The sequence below is a fragment of the Streptomyces millisiae genome (assembly GCF_031845425.1).
Classification (GTDB): Bacteria; Actinomycetota; Actinomycetes; order Streptomycetales; family Streptomycetaceae; genus Streptomyces; species Streptomyces millisiae.
Genome location: NZ_JAVREM010000005.1, coordinates 1 through 19,058 on the forward strand (window position 1 = coordinate 1; position 19,058 = coordinate 19,058).

Consider the following 19,058-nt stretch of genomic DNA (forward strand, 5'->3'; position numbering starts at 1 on the left):
GGGTGGGGAGAGCCCCGGTGCCGTGGCGCCAGGTCAGCGGCCGCGCCGGGTGAGTGTCGCCGTCAGGGTGGCGCCCCGCCGTGCGGCGGTCTCGGCGTGGAGGCGGATCGTGCCGGGGGCGGACGGCAGGAGGGTGAGGCCGGGGTCGGCCTCACGCAGGGTGTGGCGGCCGTGGGCCGTGATCGTCAGCCGCACGGTCGCCGAGCGGCGCGCGGGGTCGGCGACGGCCACTCGTAGGGTGCGGCCCTCCGGCCGCAGCAGCACCGCGCAGGGCGCGTCCGCCGTGACGCCGGCCGCCGTTCCGGGGGCGAAGAAGGCCACGGCCGTCAGCGGGCCGGCGCGGAACGCGTGGACGTCGCGGTCCAGTCGCACCACCTCGACGCCCGGCTCCCGCGCCCTGGCGGCCGTCTCGCCCGCCGTCGCGCCGGGCAGCAGCAGGTGCGCGTGGTGGGCGTCCACGGGGTCGACGCCGTGGTCCTGCCAGAGGGTGACGAAGCGGCGGGTGATGCGCGCCGTCGGGCCGCCCTGGCGGATCTCGCTCCACGCCCCGGTGCGCTCCTCGCGCCGGACGTTCAGGGGCGAGGGGCGGTGGGGGAAGACATAGCCGGCGACGCCCGCCAGGTGCGCCCAGCGCGGCTCAGGGCGGTCGTCCACCGTCAACTCGCCGTCGCTCCGGCGGTGTTCGACGACCGTCTCGATCCGGCGGCCGCCGGTCGCGGTGATGCCGGAGCCGGCGGTGAGCACCGCGTCCGGCAGGAAGAGCCAACTCCGGCGCGCCCGCAGCGTGGAGTCGATGCCACGGAGGTCGAGGCCGGCCAGGGCGAGGTCGCCGAGCCGCACCTCGCCCGACCAGGGGGCCCCGGAGAGCGGCACGTTGTCGTTGTCGCCGCCCGCGCCGACCGGCAGCGGCGTGGTGTCGACCGTGACGCCGGGCAGGCGCTTGGCGTCGCAGGTGGGCCAGTAGGCGTCGGTGTAGTGGAACGGGTCGGTGTCCAGGGCGAGTTGGTGCATCCCGTCGCCGGTGTGCCAGCCGCGGGCGTTCTCGCCGTTCATGTACTCGTAGCGGGCGACCCGGTCGGAGTTGAGCGACAGGCAGTACGTCCAGCCGGGGCGGCGGTGGACGAAGCGCTCCATGTCCGGGTAGCCGAAGTGGCCGAGCGGCCCGGCGGCCGGGGCGATCGCCGCGTCGTCCGCCACGGCGGCGACGGCCGCGATCTGGGCCGGCTGCCGGGCGGCGAGCGGTCGCCAACCGTTGTCGGCCAGCCACGACGTGGCGGTGGCCCGCAGCGCGCCGGCCGCCTCGGCCTCGGCCGCCGGCAGCGCGTCGGCCAGCGTCAGCAGGTCGACGGCCAGCTTGAAGCCGTCGTCGGCGTCGGTGGCGGTGTCGCGGGAGATCGCCCGGCCGCGCACCGCGTCGAGCATCACGCCACGGTGGACGAACGGCGCGAAGGTGCGGTCGATCGCCTCGGTGGTGAGCCGACGCTCGGCCGCGCCGACGTCCCACTCGGTGCCGGCGAGCAGCAGCATCAGCTCGGCCATGCCCTTGACCAGCACCTCGCCGTAGGTGCCGGGGTAGGCGACCCAGGTGTGCATGAGGAACGAGCCGTCCGGGTGGAAGCCGTCGCCCTCCAGCACCGGGTCGACGACGCCCACCAGCGCGGCCGCGGCCAGGGCCAGGCGCTCGGGCGCCGCGCCGAGCGCGCCCCGCAGCGCCACCACCCGGCACAGGTCGACCCGGTTGGCGCCCGTCGACTCCAACTCACCGCGCAGCATGCGGCGCGGGTCGGGCACGAAGTGGTCGACGGCGGCCAGCAGGCCGGCCCTGGTCTCGGCGTCGACGGCCGGGCCGAGCAGCGTCAGGGTGTCCGTGAGGTGGCGCGGGGTGCCGATCTCCCAGTCCCACCAGTTGCCGTACTGGGCCTGCCCCGCGTGGTAGCGGGCCCGCCACAGCACCCGACAGCCGGCGGCCGCGCGGGCCCGCGCCGCCTCGTCGCCGTGGAGCGCGCCGCCCTCGGTGGCGCAGGCGACGGCGATGGCGCGCAGCCGGGACGCGACGCCGGTCACGTTGGCCGAGAGCGCCGGCTCCTCGGCCAACGGCAGGTCGGGCCACGGGCTGGTGGCGTCCGGGTCGGTGACCAGCGTCGCCAACCGGCCCGCCGCCGACCGGTCCTGGGCCGCCACCGCCTGCGCGTACGCCCCGGCGTACGCGCCCTCCGGCGCGCCGGGACCGACGATGACACGCCGCCAACGGTCACATAACTCGCTGAACACGTCGGTCACGTCCGAGGCCGACGCCGGCCGAAGCCAGGCCCCCGGCAGGGCCACACCACCCACCGCGGCCAGTCCACGCCCCAACACCGTCCGTCGTCTCACACGAAAAGGTCTACCCGGCGCTCAGGCCGCCGTCACGCGCCGTCGCGCGCCTTCGGCGCCGCCTGTTGGACCACCTCGAAGGACCAGAGCGTGGCCCCGGATGCGGCCGGGCGGCCGCCGCCGCCCTGGTGTGCCTGCCGCATCTCGCCGTTCATCCACCGCTGGAAGTCCTCCTCGCTGCGCCAGCGGGTGTAGACCAGGTACTGGTCCGTCCCCTCCACCGGCCGCAGCAGTTCGAACCACTCGAACCCGTCCTGGCTCTCCACGAGCCCCGCCCGGGACGAGAACCGCTGCTCCAGGACCTCCCGCTGCTCCTTCGGCACCGTCAACACGTTGATCTTCACGACGCTTGGCATCTCGCGCGCCTCTCTGCTGGTCGGTGGCCGAACGGCCCCCGGGCGCGGGTGCGCCGGGGGCCGCCCGACCGTTGTTCGCCTCTCCCCCGGTCAGTCGAGGAGTTCGGCCTCGAGGGAGATGGTGACGCCGGCCAGGGCCTTGCTCACCGGGCAGTTGGCCTTGGCGCCCTCGGCCGCCTCCTGGAAGCCCTCGGCGGAGAGTCCCGGCACCTTGGCCCTGACCTTCAGGACGATGCCCGTGATGCCCTCGCCCGGCTGGAAGGTGACGCTGGCCTGGGTCTGGACGGACTCCGGCGGGGTGCCGGCGCCGGCGAGGCCGTGGGAGAGCGCCATCGAGAAGCAGGAGGAGTGCGCCGCCGCGATCAGCTCCTCGGGGCTGGTGCGGCCGTTGGGGTCCTCGGCCCGCGACGCCCAGGTGACGTCGAACTTCCCCACCCCGGACGAATCCAGGGAGACGTTGCCGGCGCCCTGCAGCAGGGAGCCCTCCCAGTTCGTCGTCGCGATGCGCGTGGTTGCCATGTCGAAGCTCCTTGGTGGCTGAACCGGATCAGCGGTCACGTACGGATATACACGCTAACGCCGTCCCGCACGTCACGGTGGTCGCGGGGGCGCCCGACACCGGGATCCGGTCTTGTAGGGTCCCGGCATGTTCGCGGAGGCGGAGCGGGACGAGGTGCGGGCGCGGTTGCTGGCGCGGGCGCGGGCGGATGACGACGTCTCGGCGGCGGCGCTGACCGGTTCGGCGGCGCGCGGGACCGAGGACCGCTGGTCCGACGTCGACCTGCTGCTGGCGGTGGCGCCCGGCCGGCTGCTGGCGGAGGTGCTCGGCGCCTGGAGCGAGTTCGTGTACGGGGAGCTCGGCGCGCTGCACCACTTCGACCTGCGGTCCGGGTCGGCCGTCTACCGGGCCTTCCTGTTGGGCGACGGCCTGGAGGTGGACCTGGGGTTCACGCCGGCGGCCGAGTTCGGGCAGGTGGGGGACGGCGGCTTCCGGGTGGTGTTCGGGGCGGCCGTCGAGCCGCGCCCCACGGCCGGTGACGCGCGGGGGTTCGTCGGCCACGCCTGGCACCACGTGCTGCACGCCAGGGCCGCGATCGAGCGGGACGCGCCCTGGCTGGCCGAGTACTGGATCAGCGGGGTGCGCGACCAGACGCTCGCGCTGGCCTGCCTGCGGCTCGGCCTGCCGACCGGGTACGCCAAGGGCGCCGACCGGCTGCCGGCCGCCGTCACCCGGCCGCTGGAGGAGGCGTTGGTGCGCGGCCTGGGCGCGGCGGAGCTGCGCCGCGCCCTGGCGGCGGCGACCGGTGCGCTGCTGGACGAGCTGCGGGCCACCGACGAGGGGTTGGCCGAGCGGCTGGCCGGGCCGCTGCGGGCGGCTACGGCGTCGTCCGACGGGGACCGTGGATGACCTCGTGCCGCCAGTCGGCGCGGGGCTGGACGTGCAACCGCCAGTAGTGCTCGGCGATGTCGTCCGGGTCGAAGTCCGTGCCGGGCGCGACCGGGCCGTCCACGGTGACGGCGGCGACGTGGACGCCGGCGGGGCCGTACTCCTCGGCCAGTAGTGCGACGAGGGCGCGCAGCGCGGCCTTGCCCAACGAGAGGCTGGTGTACGCCGGCTTGGGCTCCGGCATGCCGCCGGTCACCAGGAAGGTGCCGGCGCCGCGGCGCGCCATCGCGGGGAGCAGGTGCCCGGCGGCGGTCAGCGCGCCGCCGACGTTGACGGCGTAGGCGTCGAGGTGGGCGCGGGCGGGGAGTTCGCCGGGCGCGTCGGGGCGGACCAGCGCCGCGTTGTAGACGAGGACGTCCGGCGGGCCGAGTTGGGCGACGGCGGTGTCCAGGGCGGCGCGCAGCCCGGGCTCGTCGGCCGCGTCCGCGGTCAGCGGGAGGGCGCGCGTCCCCAGGTCGGCGACGGCCTCGGCGGTGGCGCGCGCCGTGTCCGCGGTGCGGGCGAGCACGGCGACCGGCAGCCCCTCGCGCGCGAACCGGCGGGCGACCGAGCGGCCGATCCCCGGTCCGGCGCCGATCACGATCACTCCTGGCATGGCTGCGTGTTCCCTTCCGCCGGGCGGATGACGAGCGCGAGCGTAGGCCCTCACATCGGTGTCAGGGCCAGGCGCGGCGCCGGCGCGAGGTCGACACCCCTTCGACACCTCGTCGCCGCACGCACACAACCGGAAGCGGCGGCGCCGGGGAGCGCAAGGTCCGCATGGGGGGCGCGCGAAATAGGGCGTGCCACCCCCTACAACCTGATACGCCCCCCTCCCATCATTGCTCGGCGTATTTGATCAAATCCATACTGTTGATGATCTTTCCAAGTGCCTGCCCGCGTAGGGGTCGCGGGCCAACACACGGACACACGAGATCCGTGTTCCAGAGGGGTGGGTGATATGGACCTCAGGTCCCCGATCGACAGCGAGGTTTCACAATCGGCTTCACAACCGGCGCGGCCCGAGCAGGTGCCCGCGTGGGCACGGGTGCTGCGCCACGTCGCCTATCCGGTCCTGCTCGGCCTCGTGGTCACGGCGTCCGTGCTCGGGATCGCGCGGGACTGGCAGCCGGAGGCCGTCGGCTTCCTCTTCGTGCTCGTCACCCTGCTCTACCTGGGGGTGCTCGAGCGGCTGATTCCCTATGACCGCACGTGGCACCCGAGCCGGCGCGAATGGCGCTGGTACGGCGGCTACTTCCTGGTGACCGCGTTCGGCGGCGCGGTGGCGCAGGCGATCGTGCTCGCGCTGATAGCCGTCGTGGCGATGCCCGACTCGTTCCTGCCGCTCGTCGTCGAGATCCCGCTCGCCGCGCTGCTCGCCTCGCTGGCCAACTACCTGGTGCACCGGCTGGCGCACACCAACCGCCTCCTCTGGCGGTTGCACGGCGTCCACCACACCCCCGACAAGGTCAACGTCGGGAACAACGGCGTCAACAACGTCCTCGACGTGGTGCTCACCCAGGGGGCCACCCAACTCGCGCTGGCGCTCGTCGGGTTCTCGGAGACGGCGGTCTTCGCCGTCGGCCTCTTCGTCGTCGCCCAGGGCTACTTCACGCACGTCAACGCCGACGTGCGCATCGGGTGGCTCAACCACGTCGTCTCCAGCCCGGAGCAGCACCGGCTGCACCACAGCACCGACCTCTCGGAGGCGGGGCACTACGCGGCCGATCTCTCCGTCTGGGACCGGGTGTTCGGCAGCTTCACCTGGCGCCCGGGGCGCCGGCCGGTCTCGGTCGGCCTGGCGGACCCAACCTCGTTCCCGCCCACCGGAGCCGTGTTCGCCAACCAGTTCCGTCCCTGGCGCCGCCCCGCCGGGTGACCGACCGGCCGGGCGGTGCGCCCCCCACGCCGCCCGGCCGCCGTCCGCCGGCCGCCGTCCGCCGTCACCACCGACATCCCCCACGGCGCCGGCCGGCACCGCGCGGACCGTCTCCGCGCGCGCCGGCACGTCGTAGGACCGGCACGCCGCCCCACCGTCAGACGCCACCGTCCCCCCACCGTCACCGCCCAACCGTCCCCATGCGGCGCCCTGTTCGCGCGCCCATCCAAGGAGAACCACCACATGACGGACGCACGCAACGTCCCCGCCCAGGCCACCGCCGCCGCCGAACCGCACGCCACTGGTCAGAAGTTCGCCATCATCGGCATGGGCTGCCGCCTCCCCGGCGGCGCCTCCGACCACCGCGCCTACTGGCAGAACCTGATCGCCGGCAAGGACTGCCTCACGCCCACCCCGGCCGACCGCTACGACGTGACGACGCTCGGCAGCCGGGACCAGGCGAAGCCCGGCCGGCTCATCGGTGGCCGCGGCGGGTACATCGACGGCTTCGACGAGTTCGACCCCGCGTTCTTCGGCATCTCCCCACGCGAGGCCGAACACATGGACCCGCAGCAGCGGAAGCTGCTCGAGGTCGCCTGGGAGGCGTTGGAGGACGGCGGCCAGCGGCCGGGCGAGCTCGCCGGCACGGACGTCGGCGTCTTCGTCGGCGCCTTCACCCTGGACTACAAGATCATCCAGTTCGCCGACCTGAGCTTCGAGACGCTGGCCGCGCACACCGCGACCGGCACGATGATGACGATGGTGTCGAACCGGATCTCCTACTGCTTCGACTTCCGCGGCCCCAGCGTCTCCCTCGACTCGGCGTGCAGCTCCTCGCTGGTCGCCGTCCACCTGGCCTGCCAGAGCCTGGCCCGCGGCGAGACGCACCTCGCGCTCGCCGGCGGCACGCTGCTGCACTCGGCGCCGCAGTACACCATCGCGGAGACCAAGGGCGGCTTCCTCTCCGCCGACGGCCGTTCCCGCACCTTCGACGCCTCGGCCAACGGCTATGTGCGCGCCGAGGGCGTGGGCGTGGTGGCCATCAAGCGCCTCGAGGACGCGCGGCGCGACGGCGACCCGATCCACGCCGTGATCATCGGCTCGGGCGTCAACCAGGACGGCCGGACCAACGGCATCACCGTCCCCAACGCCGACGCCCAGGTGGCGCTGATCGAGCGGGTCTGCGCGGAGGCCGGGATCACCCCGGGCGAGCTGCAGTACGTCGAGGCGCACGGCACCTCGACGCCCGTGGGCGACCCCATCGAGGCCAACGCGCTGGCCCGCGCCCTGGCCGTGGGGCGGGCGCCCGGCGCGCGCTGCTACGTGGGCTCGGTCAAGACCAACATCGGGCACACCGAGTCGGCCGCCGGCATCGCGGGCCTGATCAAGACCGCGCTCGCCCTCAAGCACGGCGTCATCCCGCCGCACATCAACCTGAACGAGCTCAACCCGAAGATCGACCCCGACTCCCTGCCCTACCGGATCCCGACCGAGCTCACCCCCTGGCCCGAGCACGAGGGGCCGGCCCGCGCCGGGGTCAACTCCTTCGGCTTCGGCGGCACCAACGCGCACGTCCTGCTGGAGCGGGCCCCGGAGCCGGTCGCCGCCGAGCAGCGGGCCGCGGTCGCCGCGACCGGCCCCGGGTACGCGATCCTGCCGCTGACGGCGCGCGACCCGGCGGCCTTCCCCGAGCTGGTCTCCGGCATCAGGCGCGAGCTCGCCGGCGACAACGGCGGCCCGCCGGTGGCCCTGGAGGACCTGGGCCACACCCTGGCGCACCGCAGACAGCACCTGGAGTCCCGGCTCTCCGTGGTCTACAACTCGCGGGCCGCGCTCGACGAGGCGCTGGCGGCGTACGAGCGCGGCGAGGAGCACCCGCGGGTGCTGACCGGCCAGCAGCTGGACGCCGAGGAGCGGCGCCTGGTCTGGGTGTTCACCGGCATGGGCCCGCAGTGGTGGGCCATGGGGCGGCAGTTGTTCGCCACCGAGCCGGTGTACCGGGAGGCCGTGGAGCGGGTCGACGCGGAGATCGGCAAGCTGACCGGCTGGTCGCTGATCGCCGAGATGGCGGCGGACGAGGCCGAGTCCAACATGGCGGAGACCTGGCTCGCGCAGCCGGCCAACTTCGCGGTCCAGGTGGGCCTCGCCGCGCTGTGGCGCAGCCGCGGGGTGCGGCCGGACGCGATCGTGGGCCACAGCACGGGCGAGGTCGCCGCGTTCCACGAGGCCGGCGTCTACACGCTGGCGGACGCGGCGCGCGTGGTGGTGCACCGCAGCCGGCTCCAGCAGCAGTTGGTGGGCACCGGCACGATGCTGGCGGTGAGCCTGTCGGAGGAGGAGGCGGCCCGCCGGGTGCGGCCCTACGGGGACCGGGTGTCGATCGCCGCGGTCAACTCGCCGACCGGGATGACGCTGGCCGGCGACGAGGACGCGCTGGCCAGGCTCGCCGCCGAGCTCAAGGCCGAGCAGGTCTTCGCCAAGTTCCTCACCGTCAAGGTGCCCTACCACAGCGCCCGGATGGCGGACATCAAGGACGAGCTGCTGGCCTCGCTGACCGACATCGAGCCGCGGCCGGCGCGGGTCCCGCTCTACCTCACCGCCCGCGAGGGCGAGGTGGCGGTCGGCACCGAGCTCGACGCCGACTACTGGTGGCTCAACGTCCGCGAGCGCGTCTACTTCAGGGCCGCCGTCGACCGGCTCGCGCGGGACGGCTACGGCGTCTTCCTGGAGATCGGCCCGCACCCGGTCCTCGGCCACTCGATCCGCGAGTGCCTGGACGAGCGCGGCGCCAGGGGCGTGTCCCTGCCCTCGATCCGCCGCCTGGAGGACGAGCCGGAGCGGTTCACGATGTCGCTCGCCGCCCTGCACAACCTGGGCGTGCCGGTCGACTGGTCGGTGCAGCACCCGACCGGCTCCCCGGTCACGCTGCCGCGCTACCCGTGGCGCCGCGACCGGTACTGGGTCGAGCCGGCGCCGGTGGCGCGGGTGCGGCTCGGCCGGCTCGACCACCCGCTGCTCGGGCGCCGCCTGGCGTCGGCCGAGCCGGTGTGGGAGGCCGCCCTGGACGCGGAGGCGCTGCCGTACCTGGAGGACCACAGGATCCAGGGCAACGTGCTGTTCCCGGCCGCCGGTTACCTGGAGATGGCCATCCAGGCGGTGCGGTCGCTCACCGGCTCGACGGACGCGGCGCTGGCCGACATCGAGCTGCGGAAGGCGCTGTTCCTGCCGGACGGCGAGGTCAGCAGGGTGCAGCTGGCGTTCTCCGGGGAGGGCGCCGGCTTCACCGTGGCGAGCGTCCCGCGCGCCGGCACCAACGAGCGCACGGTGCACGCCAGCGGCGTGGTGCGGGCCGGGCAGCGGCGCCGGCTGAGCGCGGCGCTCGACCGGCCGGCGATCACCGGGCGCGCCGCGCGCGAGCTGGCCGGGCCCGACTGCTACGCGGCGCTCGCGGCCCTCGGCTACCACTACGGCCCCGCCTTCCAGGGCATCGAGCGGGTGTGGATCGGCCAGGACGAGGCGCTGGCGCTGATCAGGCCGCCGGCCGCCATCGGGGACGACGCGGCCCGGCACCACATGCACCCGGTGCTGCTCGACTCCTGCTTCCAGACGCTGCTCACCCCGCAGCTCCTCGCGGCCGGCGGGGAGGACCCGGCGGGCACCGGGATCCGGCTGCCGCTGTCCATCGGCGAGGTCAGGATCGACGAGGTGGGCGACCGGCCGCTGTGGGTGCACGCCACCATCAGCCGGCAGGGCGACGACGAACTGGTCGGCGACATCGCGGTCTACGGGGAGGACGGCGCGGCGCTGGGCCGGATCTCCGCCTTCCGGGCGGCCGACGTGGAGAAGGCCGCCACCGCCGTCGGCCTGTCCACGATCGACGGCTGGCTGACGGACGTGGCCTGGCAGGAGGCGCCGCTCGCCGCCGAGCAGGCGGAGCGCGTCCACCAGGCGCCGGGACGGCTGCTGATCCTGGCGGACGCCTCGGGCGTCGGCGACGAGCTGGCGGCCGCCGCCCGGGCGCACGGCGGCTGCTGCCACCTGGTCCGCGCCGGCGACGGCTACGCGCTGGACGGTGAGCGCGAGGAGTCGACCGTCGACCCCGGCTCCGCGGGGCACTTCGGCCGGCTGCTGGCCGAACTCACGGCGGACGGCGACCCGTTCGACGCGATCGTGCACCTGTGGAACCTGGACCTGCCGCGGTTCGAGGCCAGCGAGCACGCCGCGCTCGGCGACCACGCCACGCTCGGCGGCTTCTCGCTGGTCACGCTCGCCCAGGCGCTGCTCGACGGCCGGCACCCAGGACGGCTGCTGGTGGTCACCCGGGGCACGCAGGCGGTCGAGGAGGGCGCGGAGGTCGAGCCGCTCGGGGCGCCGGCGTGGGGCATCGGCCGGGTGCTGTGGTACCAGGAGCTGCCGGGACACCAGGGCAAGCTGGTCGACCTGGAGCTCGGCGGCGGCGCGGACGCCGCGGCCCGGCAGGCCGAGGCCAGGGCGCTGCTGCGGGAGTTGGCCGCGACCGACGAGGACGAGATCGCGCTGCGCGCCGGCCGCCGGTACACCAGCCGGCTCCGGGCGGCCGAGTCGTTGAGCCGGCCGCTGCCGCTGCGGCTGCGGGCCGACGGCGGCTACCTGGTCACCGGCGCCTTCGGCGCGCTCGGCCGGCTGCTGTGCCGCACCCTGGTGCGGCGGGGCGCCCGCCGGCTGATCCTGGTCGGCCGCACCCCGCTGCCGCCGCGCGAGCGGTGGCGCGATCTCGACCCCGGCTCGCCCGAGGCGCGGAACGTGGCGCTGGTCAGGGAGTTGGAGGAGCTGGGCGCCCACCCGGTGGTGGTGCGGCTGAGCGTCACCGACGAGGCGGCGTTCGCCGGCTGGCTCGCCGAGTACCGGCGGAGCGACGCGCCGCCGATCCGCGGCGTGTTCCACCTGGCCGGGCAGGTGCGGGACACCCGGGTGCCCGAGATGGACCGGGCCACCTTCGACGGGGTCTACGACCCGAAGGTCGCCGGCGCGACCGTGCTGCACCGGGTGCTGGCGGACGAGCCCCTGGAGCACTTCGTGCTGTTCGCCTCGGTGGCCTCGGTGCTCACCACCGCGGGCCAGACCAACTACGCGGCGGGGAACGCGTTCCTCGACGCGCTCGCGCACCACCGGCGGGCCAGCGGCCTGCCGGCGCTCAGCCTGGACTGGGGCCCGTGGGCCACCGGCATGATCGAGGACCTCGGCCTGATCGACCACTACCGCAACAGCCGGGGCATGAGCTCGCTCTCGCCCGAGGCCGGCATGGCGGTGCTGGAGCGGGTCATCGGCCAGGACCGGGCGCGGCTGGTGGTGGCCACCATCGTCGACTGGCCGACGTTCCTCGCCTGGTACGACGTGCCGCCGCCGCTGGTGGCCGAGTTGGCGGCGGCGGGCAGCGGCTCGGCGGCGGGCGAGGCGAGCAGCTTCCTCGACGCCTTCCGGGAGGTCGGCGAGGAGAAGCGGCTGCTGCTGCTCACCGAGCGGTTCACCGCCCTGGTGGCCACGGTGCTGCGGGTGCCGACCGAGCGGGTCGACCCGGCCGTCAGCCTCAACTCCCTGGGGCTCGACTCGCTGTTGGCGATGGAGCTGCGCTCGCGGGTGCAGACCGAGCTGCAGGTGGCGCTGCCGGTGGTGGCGCTGCTGAGCAGCGCGCCGATGAGCGAGCTGATCGCGCAGGCGCACGACGGGCTGCTCGGCCTGGTGGCGGACGGCGCGGGCGGGGGCGGCGGCGCGGCCGTCGAGCGGTTCAGTGACGAGTCCCGCTACCCGCTGACGCAGAACCAGAAGGCGCAGTGGTTCCTCAAGCAGCTCCACCCGGACGGCTTCGCGTACAACATCGGCGGCGCCGTCGAGGTCCGCGTCGAGCTCGACCCCGAGTTGATGTTCGAGGCGGTGCGGGCGCTGGTGGCCCGCCACCCGAGCCTGCGGGCCAACTTCCTGCTGGAGGACGGCCAGGCGGTGCAGCGGATCTCCCCCGAGGTCGACGTGGACCTGCGGCTGTTCGACGTCGAGGACACCCCGTGGGACGAGATCTACCAGATGATCATCCGCGAGTACCGGGCGCCGTACGACCTGGAGCGGGACCCGCTGTTCCGGTTCCGGCTGTTCCGGCGCGGCCCCGACCGCTGGCTGATCATGAAGGCCGTCCACCACATCATCTCGGACGCGATCTCCACCTTCACCTTCATCGAGGAGCTGCTGGCCCTCTACGAGGGGCTCCGGCAGGGCCGCCGCGTCGAGCTGCCGCCCGTCTCGGCGAGCTACCTCGACTTCCTCAACTGGCAGAACGAGTTCCTGGCCGGGCCCGAGGCGCAGCGGATGCTGGAGTACTGGACGTCGCACCTGCCGGACGAGGTGCCGATCCTCAACCTGCCGACGGACAAGCCGCGTCCGCCCGTGATGACGCACAACGGCGCCTCCGAGTTCTTCGTCCTCGACGAGGAGCTGAGCGCCCGGGTGCACGCGCTGGCCCGCGAGCACAACGTGACGGTGTTCATGGTGCTGCTCGCCGCCTACTACGTGCTGCTCCACCGGTACTCGGGCCAGGACGCCGTCATCGTCGGCAGCCCGGTCACCGGCCGCACCCAGGAGGACTTCGCCAGCGTCTACGGCTACTTCGTCAACCCGCTGCCGCTGCACGCGGACCTGTCGGGGGCGCCGTCGATCGCCGAGCTGCTCGACCAGGTGCGCACCACCGTGCTCGGCGGCCTGGACAACCAGGAGTACCCGTTCACGCTGCTGGTGGAGAAGCTGGGCCTGCAGCACGACCCGAGCCGGTCGGCGGTCTTCCAGGCGATGTTCATCCTGCTGCACCACAAGGTGGCGACCGAGAAGTACGGCTACCGGCTGGACTACATCGAACTGCCCGAGGAGGAGGGCCAGTTCGACATCACGCTGTCGGCCTACGAGGAGGAGTCCGAGGGCCGCTTCCACTGCGTGTTCAAGTACAACACCGACCTGTTCCTGCCGGAGACCATGCGGCGGATGGCCGGTCACTACGTCAACCTGCTGGCGGAGCTGACCGGTTCGCCGGCCGACCAGCCGATCAGCGGCCTGACCATGCTCGGCCAGGACGAGCGGCGGCACATCCTGACGGAGTGGAGCGGCGCGGCCCTGGCCGAGCCGGCGCTGTCGCCGGTGCACGAGCTGATCGCCGAGGTCGCCGGTGAACACCCGGACGTGGTCGCGCTGTCGGCGCCGGCCGAGTCCGGGCCGACCGAGCGGCTGAGCTACGCCGAGCTGGAGGCCGGCGCCGAGCTGATGGCCCGCGGGCTGCGGGCCAGGGGCGTGGGCGAGGGCTCGGTGGTGGCGGTCTGCCTGGAGAAGTCGCCGCTGCTGGTGACCTCGCTGCTGGCGGTCCTCAAGGCGGGCGGCGCCTACCTGCCGCTCGACCCGGACCACCCGGCCGGCCGGCTCACCTACATGGCGGACACGGCCGAGACCGTGCTGGTGATCGCGGAGGAGCGTGGCAGGAAGCGGCTTTCCGGCGCCAAGGCGCCCGCCGTCTCGCCGGACGAGCTGCGCGCCGAGGGCGCCAAGGAGCAGCCGGCGCCGGCCGCCCCCGTCGCCCTCGACTCCCCCGCCTACGTCATCTACACCTCGGGATCGACCGGCCGCCCGAAGGCCGTGCGGGTCAGCCACCGCTCGCTGGCCGCTGCCTACGCCGGCTGGCGCGCCGAGTACCGGCTCGACAGCGAGGTCGGCGTCCACCTCCAGATGGCGGCCCCCTCGTTCGACGTCTTCACCGGCGACCTGGTGCGGGCCCTGTGCTCCGGCGGCACCCTGGTGCTGATCGGCCGCGAGCTGCTGTTCAACACGGCCCGGCTCTACGACACGATGCGTGCCGAGGGCGTGGACTGCGGCGAGTTCGTGCCCGCGGTGGTGCGGGGGCTGCTCGACCACTGCGAGAGCGCCGACGTCGGGCTCGACTTCATGCGCCTGGTGATCGTCGGCTCGGACGCCTGGAAGGTCGCCGAGTACGAGCGGCTGCGCGCCCGCTGCGGCCCCGACACCCGGGTGGTCAACTCCTACGGCCTCACCGAGGCCACCATCGACAGCGCCTACTTCGAGGGCCCGGCCACCGACCTCGAACCGAGCCGGATGGTGCCCATCGGCCGCCCGTTCCCCGGCAGTTCGCTCTACATCCTGGACGCGCAGGGCGAGCCGGTGCCGGCCGGCGTGCCAGGCGAGCTGTGGATCGGCGGCTCGGGCGTGGCCCTCGGCTACGCGGGCGACCCGGAGCAGACCGCGCGGCGGTTCGTCACCCGCGCCCTGAGCCGGGAGCCGGGCGCGGCGCCGGTGCGGCTGTACCGCACGGGCGACCTGGCCCACTGGGACGCGACCGGCGGGGTGCACCTGCTGGGCCGGTCCGACTCGCAGATCAAGGTCCGCGGCCACCGCATCGAGCTCGGCGAGGTCGAGTCCCAGCTGGCCGCCTGGCCCGGGCTCGCGGCGGCCGTGGTCACCGTCCGCAGGGACGCCCGCGGCGAGGCCACGCTGTGCGCCTACTGCGTGCCGACCGACGGCACCCCGCTCGACGCCCGCGAGCTGCGCCGCCACCTGGCCGGCTACCTGCCGACCTACCTGATCCCCTCGTCGTTCGTGGAGTTGGAGGCGCTGCCGCTCACCCCGAACGGCAAGGTGGACGTGGCCGCGCTGCCGGCGCCGCCGACCGACCTCGACGAGGAGGTGGAGGAGCCGCCGACCACGCTGTTCGAGGTGCGGATGGCGGAGCACTGGAAGGCACTGCTCGGCATCGAGTCGGTGGGCCTGCACCACGACTTCTTCGAGGTCGGCGGCAGCTCCATCCGGCTGATCGAGCTGATCCACCACCTCCAGCACGAGTTCAACATCTCGATCCAGGTCAGCCAGCTGTTCAAGGTCACCACCCTGCACGGCATGGCCCGCACCGTGGAGGACATCACCACGGGCCGGATCGCCGGCGCCCAGCCGTACCTCACCTTCAACGAGGCGCAGGGCAGCCCGCTGTTCTGCTTCCCGCCGGCCGGTGGCCACGGCCTGGTCTACCGCCAACTCGCCGAGCGGATGCCGGAGTACCGGTTCCTGTCCTTCAACTACGTGTCGGGGGACGACAAGATCGCCCGCTACGCCGACCTGGTGGAGTCGCTGCAGAGCGAGGGGCCCTGCGTGCTCTTCGGCTACTCGCTCGGCGGCAACCTGGCGTTCGAGGTGGCCAAGGAGCTGGAGTCCCGCGGCCGCCAGGTGTCGGACGTGATCATCATGGACTCGTACCGGATCGCCGAGGCCTTCGAGATGGGGCCCGAGCACTTCCAGGCGTTCGAGCACGAGCTCGGCGAGCACCTGCGCAAGCACCTGGGCTCGGACCTCGTCGCCGAGGAGACCCTGGAACAGGCCCGCGAGTACCTGGACTTCTGCAGCAGAACCCCCAACACCGGGACGGTGGCGGCGGCCGTCACCGTGATCTCCGACGAGGAGAAGGTCGCGTTCTACGCGGCCGGCAAGCACGGCAGCTGGCACGCCACCTCGACCAGCCACTCCACGGTGCTGCGCGGCGCCGGGGTGCACGCCGACATGCTCGACGAGGACAACCTGGCCCACAACGCGCGGCTCACCAGGTCCGTGCTGACCGGAGGTGCCTCCCGTGCAGCCTGACCGCCTCACCGCATGGGGTCGCCCGGCCGAGCCGGGCGACCGCCCCAGGGTCGTCGTCATCGGCGGCGGCATCGCCGGCCTGGCCACCGGCTGCTACGCCCAGATGAGCGGCATGGACACGCTGATCCTGGAGAAGCACGTGCTGCCCGGCGGCTACTGCACCGCCTGGGCCCGCGACGGCTACCTGTTCGACTACTGCGTCGACTGGCTCAGCGGCACCGGCGACTCGGGCGACGCCGCCCAGGTGTGGCGGGAGCTCGGGGCCCTGGACGGCAAGGAGATCGCCCACTTCGAGATGTTCAACCGGGTGATGGACGAGACCGGTCGGGCCGTCACCTTCTACAACGACCCGGACCGGCTCGAACGCCACCTGCTCGACCTCTCGCCGGGCGACGCCGAGCCGATCCGGCAGCTCTGCCGCTACCTGCGCGGATTCCTCAACGCTCACCCGTACCCGATCCTCAAGCCGCCGCCGCTGAAGTCGACGCGCGAGAAGCTGGGCACCGCGCTGGCCACCCTGCCGCTGCTCAGGCTCTTCTACCGCACCGCCACCACCCAGATGGCGGACTTCGCCCAGCGGTTCCAGGATCCGCTGCTGCGGCGCGCGCTGCCCAACATCATCCTCCAGGACCCGGTGGGCTTCCCCGTGCTGCCCTACCTGTACGGCATGGCCCGCGCCCACAACGGCAACGCGGGCTTCCCGGAGGGCGGTTCGCTCGGCCTGGTGCGCTCCATCGAGGAGCGGTACACGAGCCTCGGCGGGCAACTCGCCTGCCGGGCCCGGGTGGAGCGCGTCCTGGTCGAGAACGACCGGGCGGTCGGCGTCGAGCTGAAGAACGGCACCCGGATCCGCGCCGACCACGTGGTGTCCGCCTGCGACGGTAACACCACGGTCAACGGGCTGCTCGGCGGCGCGTACACCAGCCCCCGGGTCGACCGGCTCTACCGGGAGATGCTGCACGAGCCGGACAACCTGTTCCCGTCCGCCGTCTCCACCTACTTCGGCATCGACGGGCCGGTCAAGACCGAGGACCCGCACAGCACCACCTACCTGCTGCCACCCGAGGAGGGCGCCCGGCTCTTCGGCGGCCTGCACAGCACCATGGTGGTGCAGCTGTTCAACCACTACTGGGAGGGCTTCGCGCCGCCCGGCAAGTCCGTGATCCGCTGCACCTACTTCAGCGACTTCGACGCGTGGAAGAAGCTGCGCACCACCAACCGCCGGGAGTACTGGACGACCAAGCGCCGGGTGGCCGACTTCCAACGGGGCTTCCTGGAGCGGCTCTACCCCGGCATCGACGAGCGGATCGAGGTGGTGGACATCGCCACCCCCGTCACCGCCCACCGCTACACGGGCAACCACAACGGCACCATCTTCGCCTGGAAGCCGTTCTCGCCGGCCGACGACGAGGTCACCAAGCTGATCAACAAGGACCGGATGCGGCTGCCCGGGCTCGACGGCTTCTCCATGACCGGGCAGTGGGTCGGCATGGGCGGGCTGATCAGGGCGGCCACCACCGGCCGCTTCGTCGTCCAGTTCATCTGCGAGGAGTTGGGCCTGCCGTTCCGCCCCTCCCCCAGCCCGGGCGGCGGCGGGCGCTGGCACCGGGAGAAGCTCGGCCACCTGCCGCAGCTCGACACCCGGGCGCTGCGCCAGCTCAACTCCCGCGCCAGCGACGAGACCGAGGCCACCGCGGACGGAGACTCCCATGCGGCGTGACACGGTGCCCTGGGACCCCGGCAGACGCCGGGTGATCATCGTCGGCGGCGGCATCGCGGGCCTGGCCACCGGCTGCTACGCGCAGATGAGCGGCCTCCAGTCGCACATCTTCGAGAAGCACGTGCTGCCGGGCGGCTGCTGCACGGCCTGGGCCCGCGACGGCTACCTGTTCGACTACTGCATCGAGTACCTGAACGGCACCCTCGCGGGCAACGAGGCGAACCAGCTGTGGCGCGAGCTGGGCGCCCTGGACGGCAAGACGACCCGGACGTTCGAGGTGTTCAACCGGGTGGAGGACCACACCGGTCGGGCGGTGAACTTCTACACCGACCCCGACCGTCTGGAGCGCCACCTGCTGGAGCTCTCGCCGGTCGACGCCCCGCACATCCGGGCCTTCTGCCGCTACCTGCGCCGCTTCGCCAAGGTCAACATCAACCCGCTCCTGAAGCCCAAGGCGCTGATGTCGCCGCGCGAGAAGCTCCAGCTGCTGCGCAAGGTGCTGCCCGCGCTGGGGCTGTTCTGGCGGACCGCGGCCACCCAGATGGACACCTTCACCGAGCGGTTGCGGGACCCGCTGCTCAGACGCGCGTTCCCCAACATCCTGCTCCAGGACCACGAGGTGTTCCCGCTGCTGCCCTACCTGTTCACGCTGGCCGAGGCCGACATCGGCAACATCGGCTTCCCGCAGGGCGGTTCGCTGGGCATGGCCCGCTCGATCGAGGAGCGGTACACGTCCCTGGGCGGGAACATCAGCTACCGCGCCCGGGTGGTGCGGATCCTGGTCGAGAACGACCGGGCGGTCGGCGTCGAACTCAAGGACGGCAGCCGGCACTTCGCCGACCATGTGGTGTCGGCCTGCGACGGCCACATCACCCTCGACCGCCTGCTCGAAGGCCGGTACGCCAGCCAGGTGACCCAGCGCCTCTACCGGGAGGTCGCGGACAAGCCGGGCATGGTGTACCGCGGGGTGGTGTCCGCCTTCGTCGGGCTGAGCTGCGACGTCGCGCCCGACGCCCCGCACAGCACCACCCACCTGCTCTCCCCCGAGGACGCGCGCCGCCTGCCCAGCACGGCGCAGGACAGCATCGTGGTGCAGCTGCGCTCGCGGTACGCGGACGACTTCGCCCCGGCGGGCAAGTCGGTGATCCACTGCACCTACCTCAGCGACTACGACTACTGGAAGAAGCTGCGCACCACCGACCGCAGGGCCTACTGGGCGCGGAAACGCGAGGTCGCCGACTTCGTGCGGGACTTCCTCGACCGCCGCCACCCGGGGGTCGGCGAGCACATCGAGGTGACCGACGTCGCCACCCCGGTCACCACCGAGCGCTACACCGGCAACCACCGCGGCGCGATCCTCGGCTGGATGTCCTGGGCGGAGCCCGACGACCTGCTCGAGCGGCTGATCAACAAGGAGCGGCTCGGCCTGCCGGGCCTGCGTGGCTTCACCATGGCCGGCCAGTGGGCGGGCGGCGGCGCCCTCATCAAGGTTGCCGCCAGCGGCCGGTTCGCGGCCCAGTACCTGTGTGAGGAGCTGGGAGTGCCGTTCCGCGCCTGGGACAGCCAGGCCGGCGAGCCGTGGCATCCGAAGAAGCTGGGCCACCTGCCCCAACTCGACAACCGCACCGCGTAGCGGGAGGAAAGACCGTGCCA

General features: G+C 73.4%; 9 protein-coding genes. 5 read left to right on the forward strand and 4 right to left on the reverse strand.

What is annotated here, in order from left to right:
- Positions 1-33 precede the first annotated feature (33 nt).
- The 3 genes from RNC47_RS07525 to RNC47_RS07535 form a co-directional block, all read right to left on the reverse strand.
- Positions 34-2,373 carry a polysaccharide lyase 8 family protein gene (locus tag RNC47_RS07525; RefSeq protein ID WP_311596686.1) on the reverse strand — a complete coding sequence of 780 codons (2,340 nt, stop codon included), beginning with the start codon at positions 2,371-2,373 and terminating at the stop codon, positions 34-36.
- Between the two features lie 32 nt (positions 2,374-2,405).
- A complete protein-coding gene (locus tag RNC47_RS07530) occupies positions 2,406-2,729 on the reverse strand; it encodes an antibiotic biosynthesis monooxygenase family protein (protein WP_311596688.1) in 324 nt (107 codons plus the stop codon).
- Positions 2,730-2,819: 90 nt separating this feature from the next.
- Positions 2,820-3,248, reverse strand: coding sequence for an OsmC family protein (locus RNC47_RS07535; RefSeq protein WP_311596690.1), 429 nt, complete (start codon positions 3,246-3,248; stop codon positions 2,820-2,822).
- Between the two features lie 127 nt (positions 3,249-3,375).
- Between RNC47_RS07535 and RNC47_RS07540 the strand changes: the two genes are divergently transcribed.
- Positions 3,376-4,137 (forward strand): nucleotidyltransferase domain-containing protein, encoded by a 762-nt coding sequence (locus tag RNC47_RS07540; RefSeq protein WP_311596692.1) that lies wholly within the window; start codon positions 3,376-3,378, stop codon positions 4,135-4,137.
- Here RNC47_RS07540 and RNC47_RS07545 read toward each other — a convergent pair.
- Positions 4,106-4,771: an SDR family NAD(P)-dependent oxidoreductase gene (locus tag RNC47_RS07545; protein ID WP_311596694.1), complete on the reverse strand. Its 666-nt coding sequence runs from the start codon at positions 4,769-4,771 to the stop codon at positions 4,106-4,108. The two genes, RNC47_RS07540 and RNC47_RS07545, sit on opposite strands and share 32 nt — an antisense overlap.
- 345 nt (positions 4,772-5,116) lie before the next feature.
- On the opposite strand from RNC47_RS07545, the gene RNC47_RS07550 reads away from it, so the two are divergent.
- The 4 genes from RNC47_RS07550 to RNC47_RS07565 all read left to right on the forward strand — a co-directional run bounded on the left by RNC47_RS07550 (position 5,117) and on the right by RNC47_RS07565 (position 19,038).
- Complete coding sequence (locus RNC47_RS07550) at positions 5,117-6,034, forward strand: sterol desaturase family protein (protein ID WP_311596696.1); 918 nt, start codon at positions 5,117-5,119, stop codon at positions 6,032-6,034.
- Between the two features lie 243 nt (positions 6,035-6,277).
- Positions 6,278-15,685 (forward strand): amino acid adenylation domain-containing protein, encoded by a 9,408-nt coding sequence (locus RNC47_RS07555; protein ID WP_394814731.1) that lies wholly within the window; start codon positions 6,278-6,280, stop codon positions 15,683-15,685.
- On the forward strand, positions 15,675-17,405 hold the full coding sequence (locus RNC47_RS07560; RefSeq protein WP_311596698.1) for a phytoene desaturase family protein: 1,731 nt from the start codon (positions 15,675-15,677) through the stop codon (positions 17,403-17,405). The genes RNC47_RS07555 and RNC47_RS07560 overlap by 11 nt, the downstream gene beginning before the upstream one ends.
- Positions 17,395-19,038, forward strand: a complete 1,644-nt coding sequence (locus RNC47_RS07565; protein WP_311596699.1) for a phytoene desaturase family protein — start codon at positions 17,395-17,397, stop codon at positions 19,036-19,038. The genes RNC47_RS07560 and RNC47_RS07565 overlap by 11 nt, the downstream gene beginning before the upstream one ends.
- Positions 19,039-19,058 lie beyond the last annotated feature (20 nt).

Coding starts and splice junctions, on each gene's coding strand:
- RNC47_RS07530 (WP_311596688.1), bottom strand. CDS start 2,729: ATGCCAAGCGTCGTGAAGATCAACGTGTTGACGGTGCCGAAGGAGCAG.
- RNC47_RS07535 (WP_311596690.1), bottom strand. CDS start 3,248: ATGGCAACCACGCGCATCGCGACGACGAACTGGGAGGGCTCCCTGCTG.
- RNC47_RS07540 (WP_311596692.1), top strand. CDS start 3,376: ATGTTCGCGGAGGCGGAGCGGGACGAGGTGCGGGCGCGGTTGCTGGCG.
- RNC47_RS07545 (WP_311596694.1), bottom strand. CDS start 4,771: ATGCCAGGAGTGATCGTGATCGGCGCCGGACCGGGGATCGGCCGCTCG.
- RNC47_RS07550 (WP_311596696.1), top strand. CDS start 5,117: ATGGACCTCAGGTCCCCGATCGACAGCGAGGTTTCACAATCGGCTTCA.
- RNC47_RS07555 (WP_394814731.1), top strand. CDS start 6,278: ATGACGGACGCACGCAACGTCCCCGCCCAGGCCACCGCCGCCGCCGAA.
- RNC47_RS07565 (WP_311596699.1), top strand. CDS start 17,395: ATGCGGCGTGACACGGTGCCCTGGGACCCCGGCAGACGCCGGGTGATC.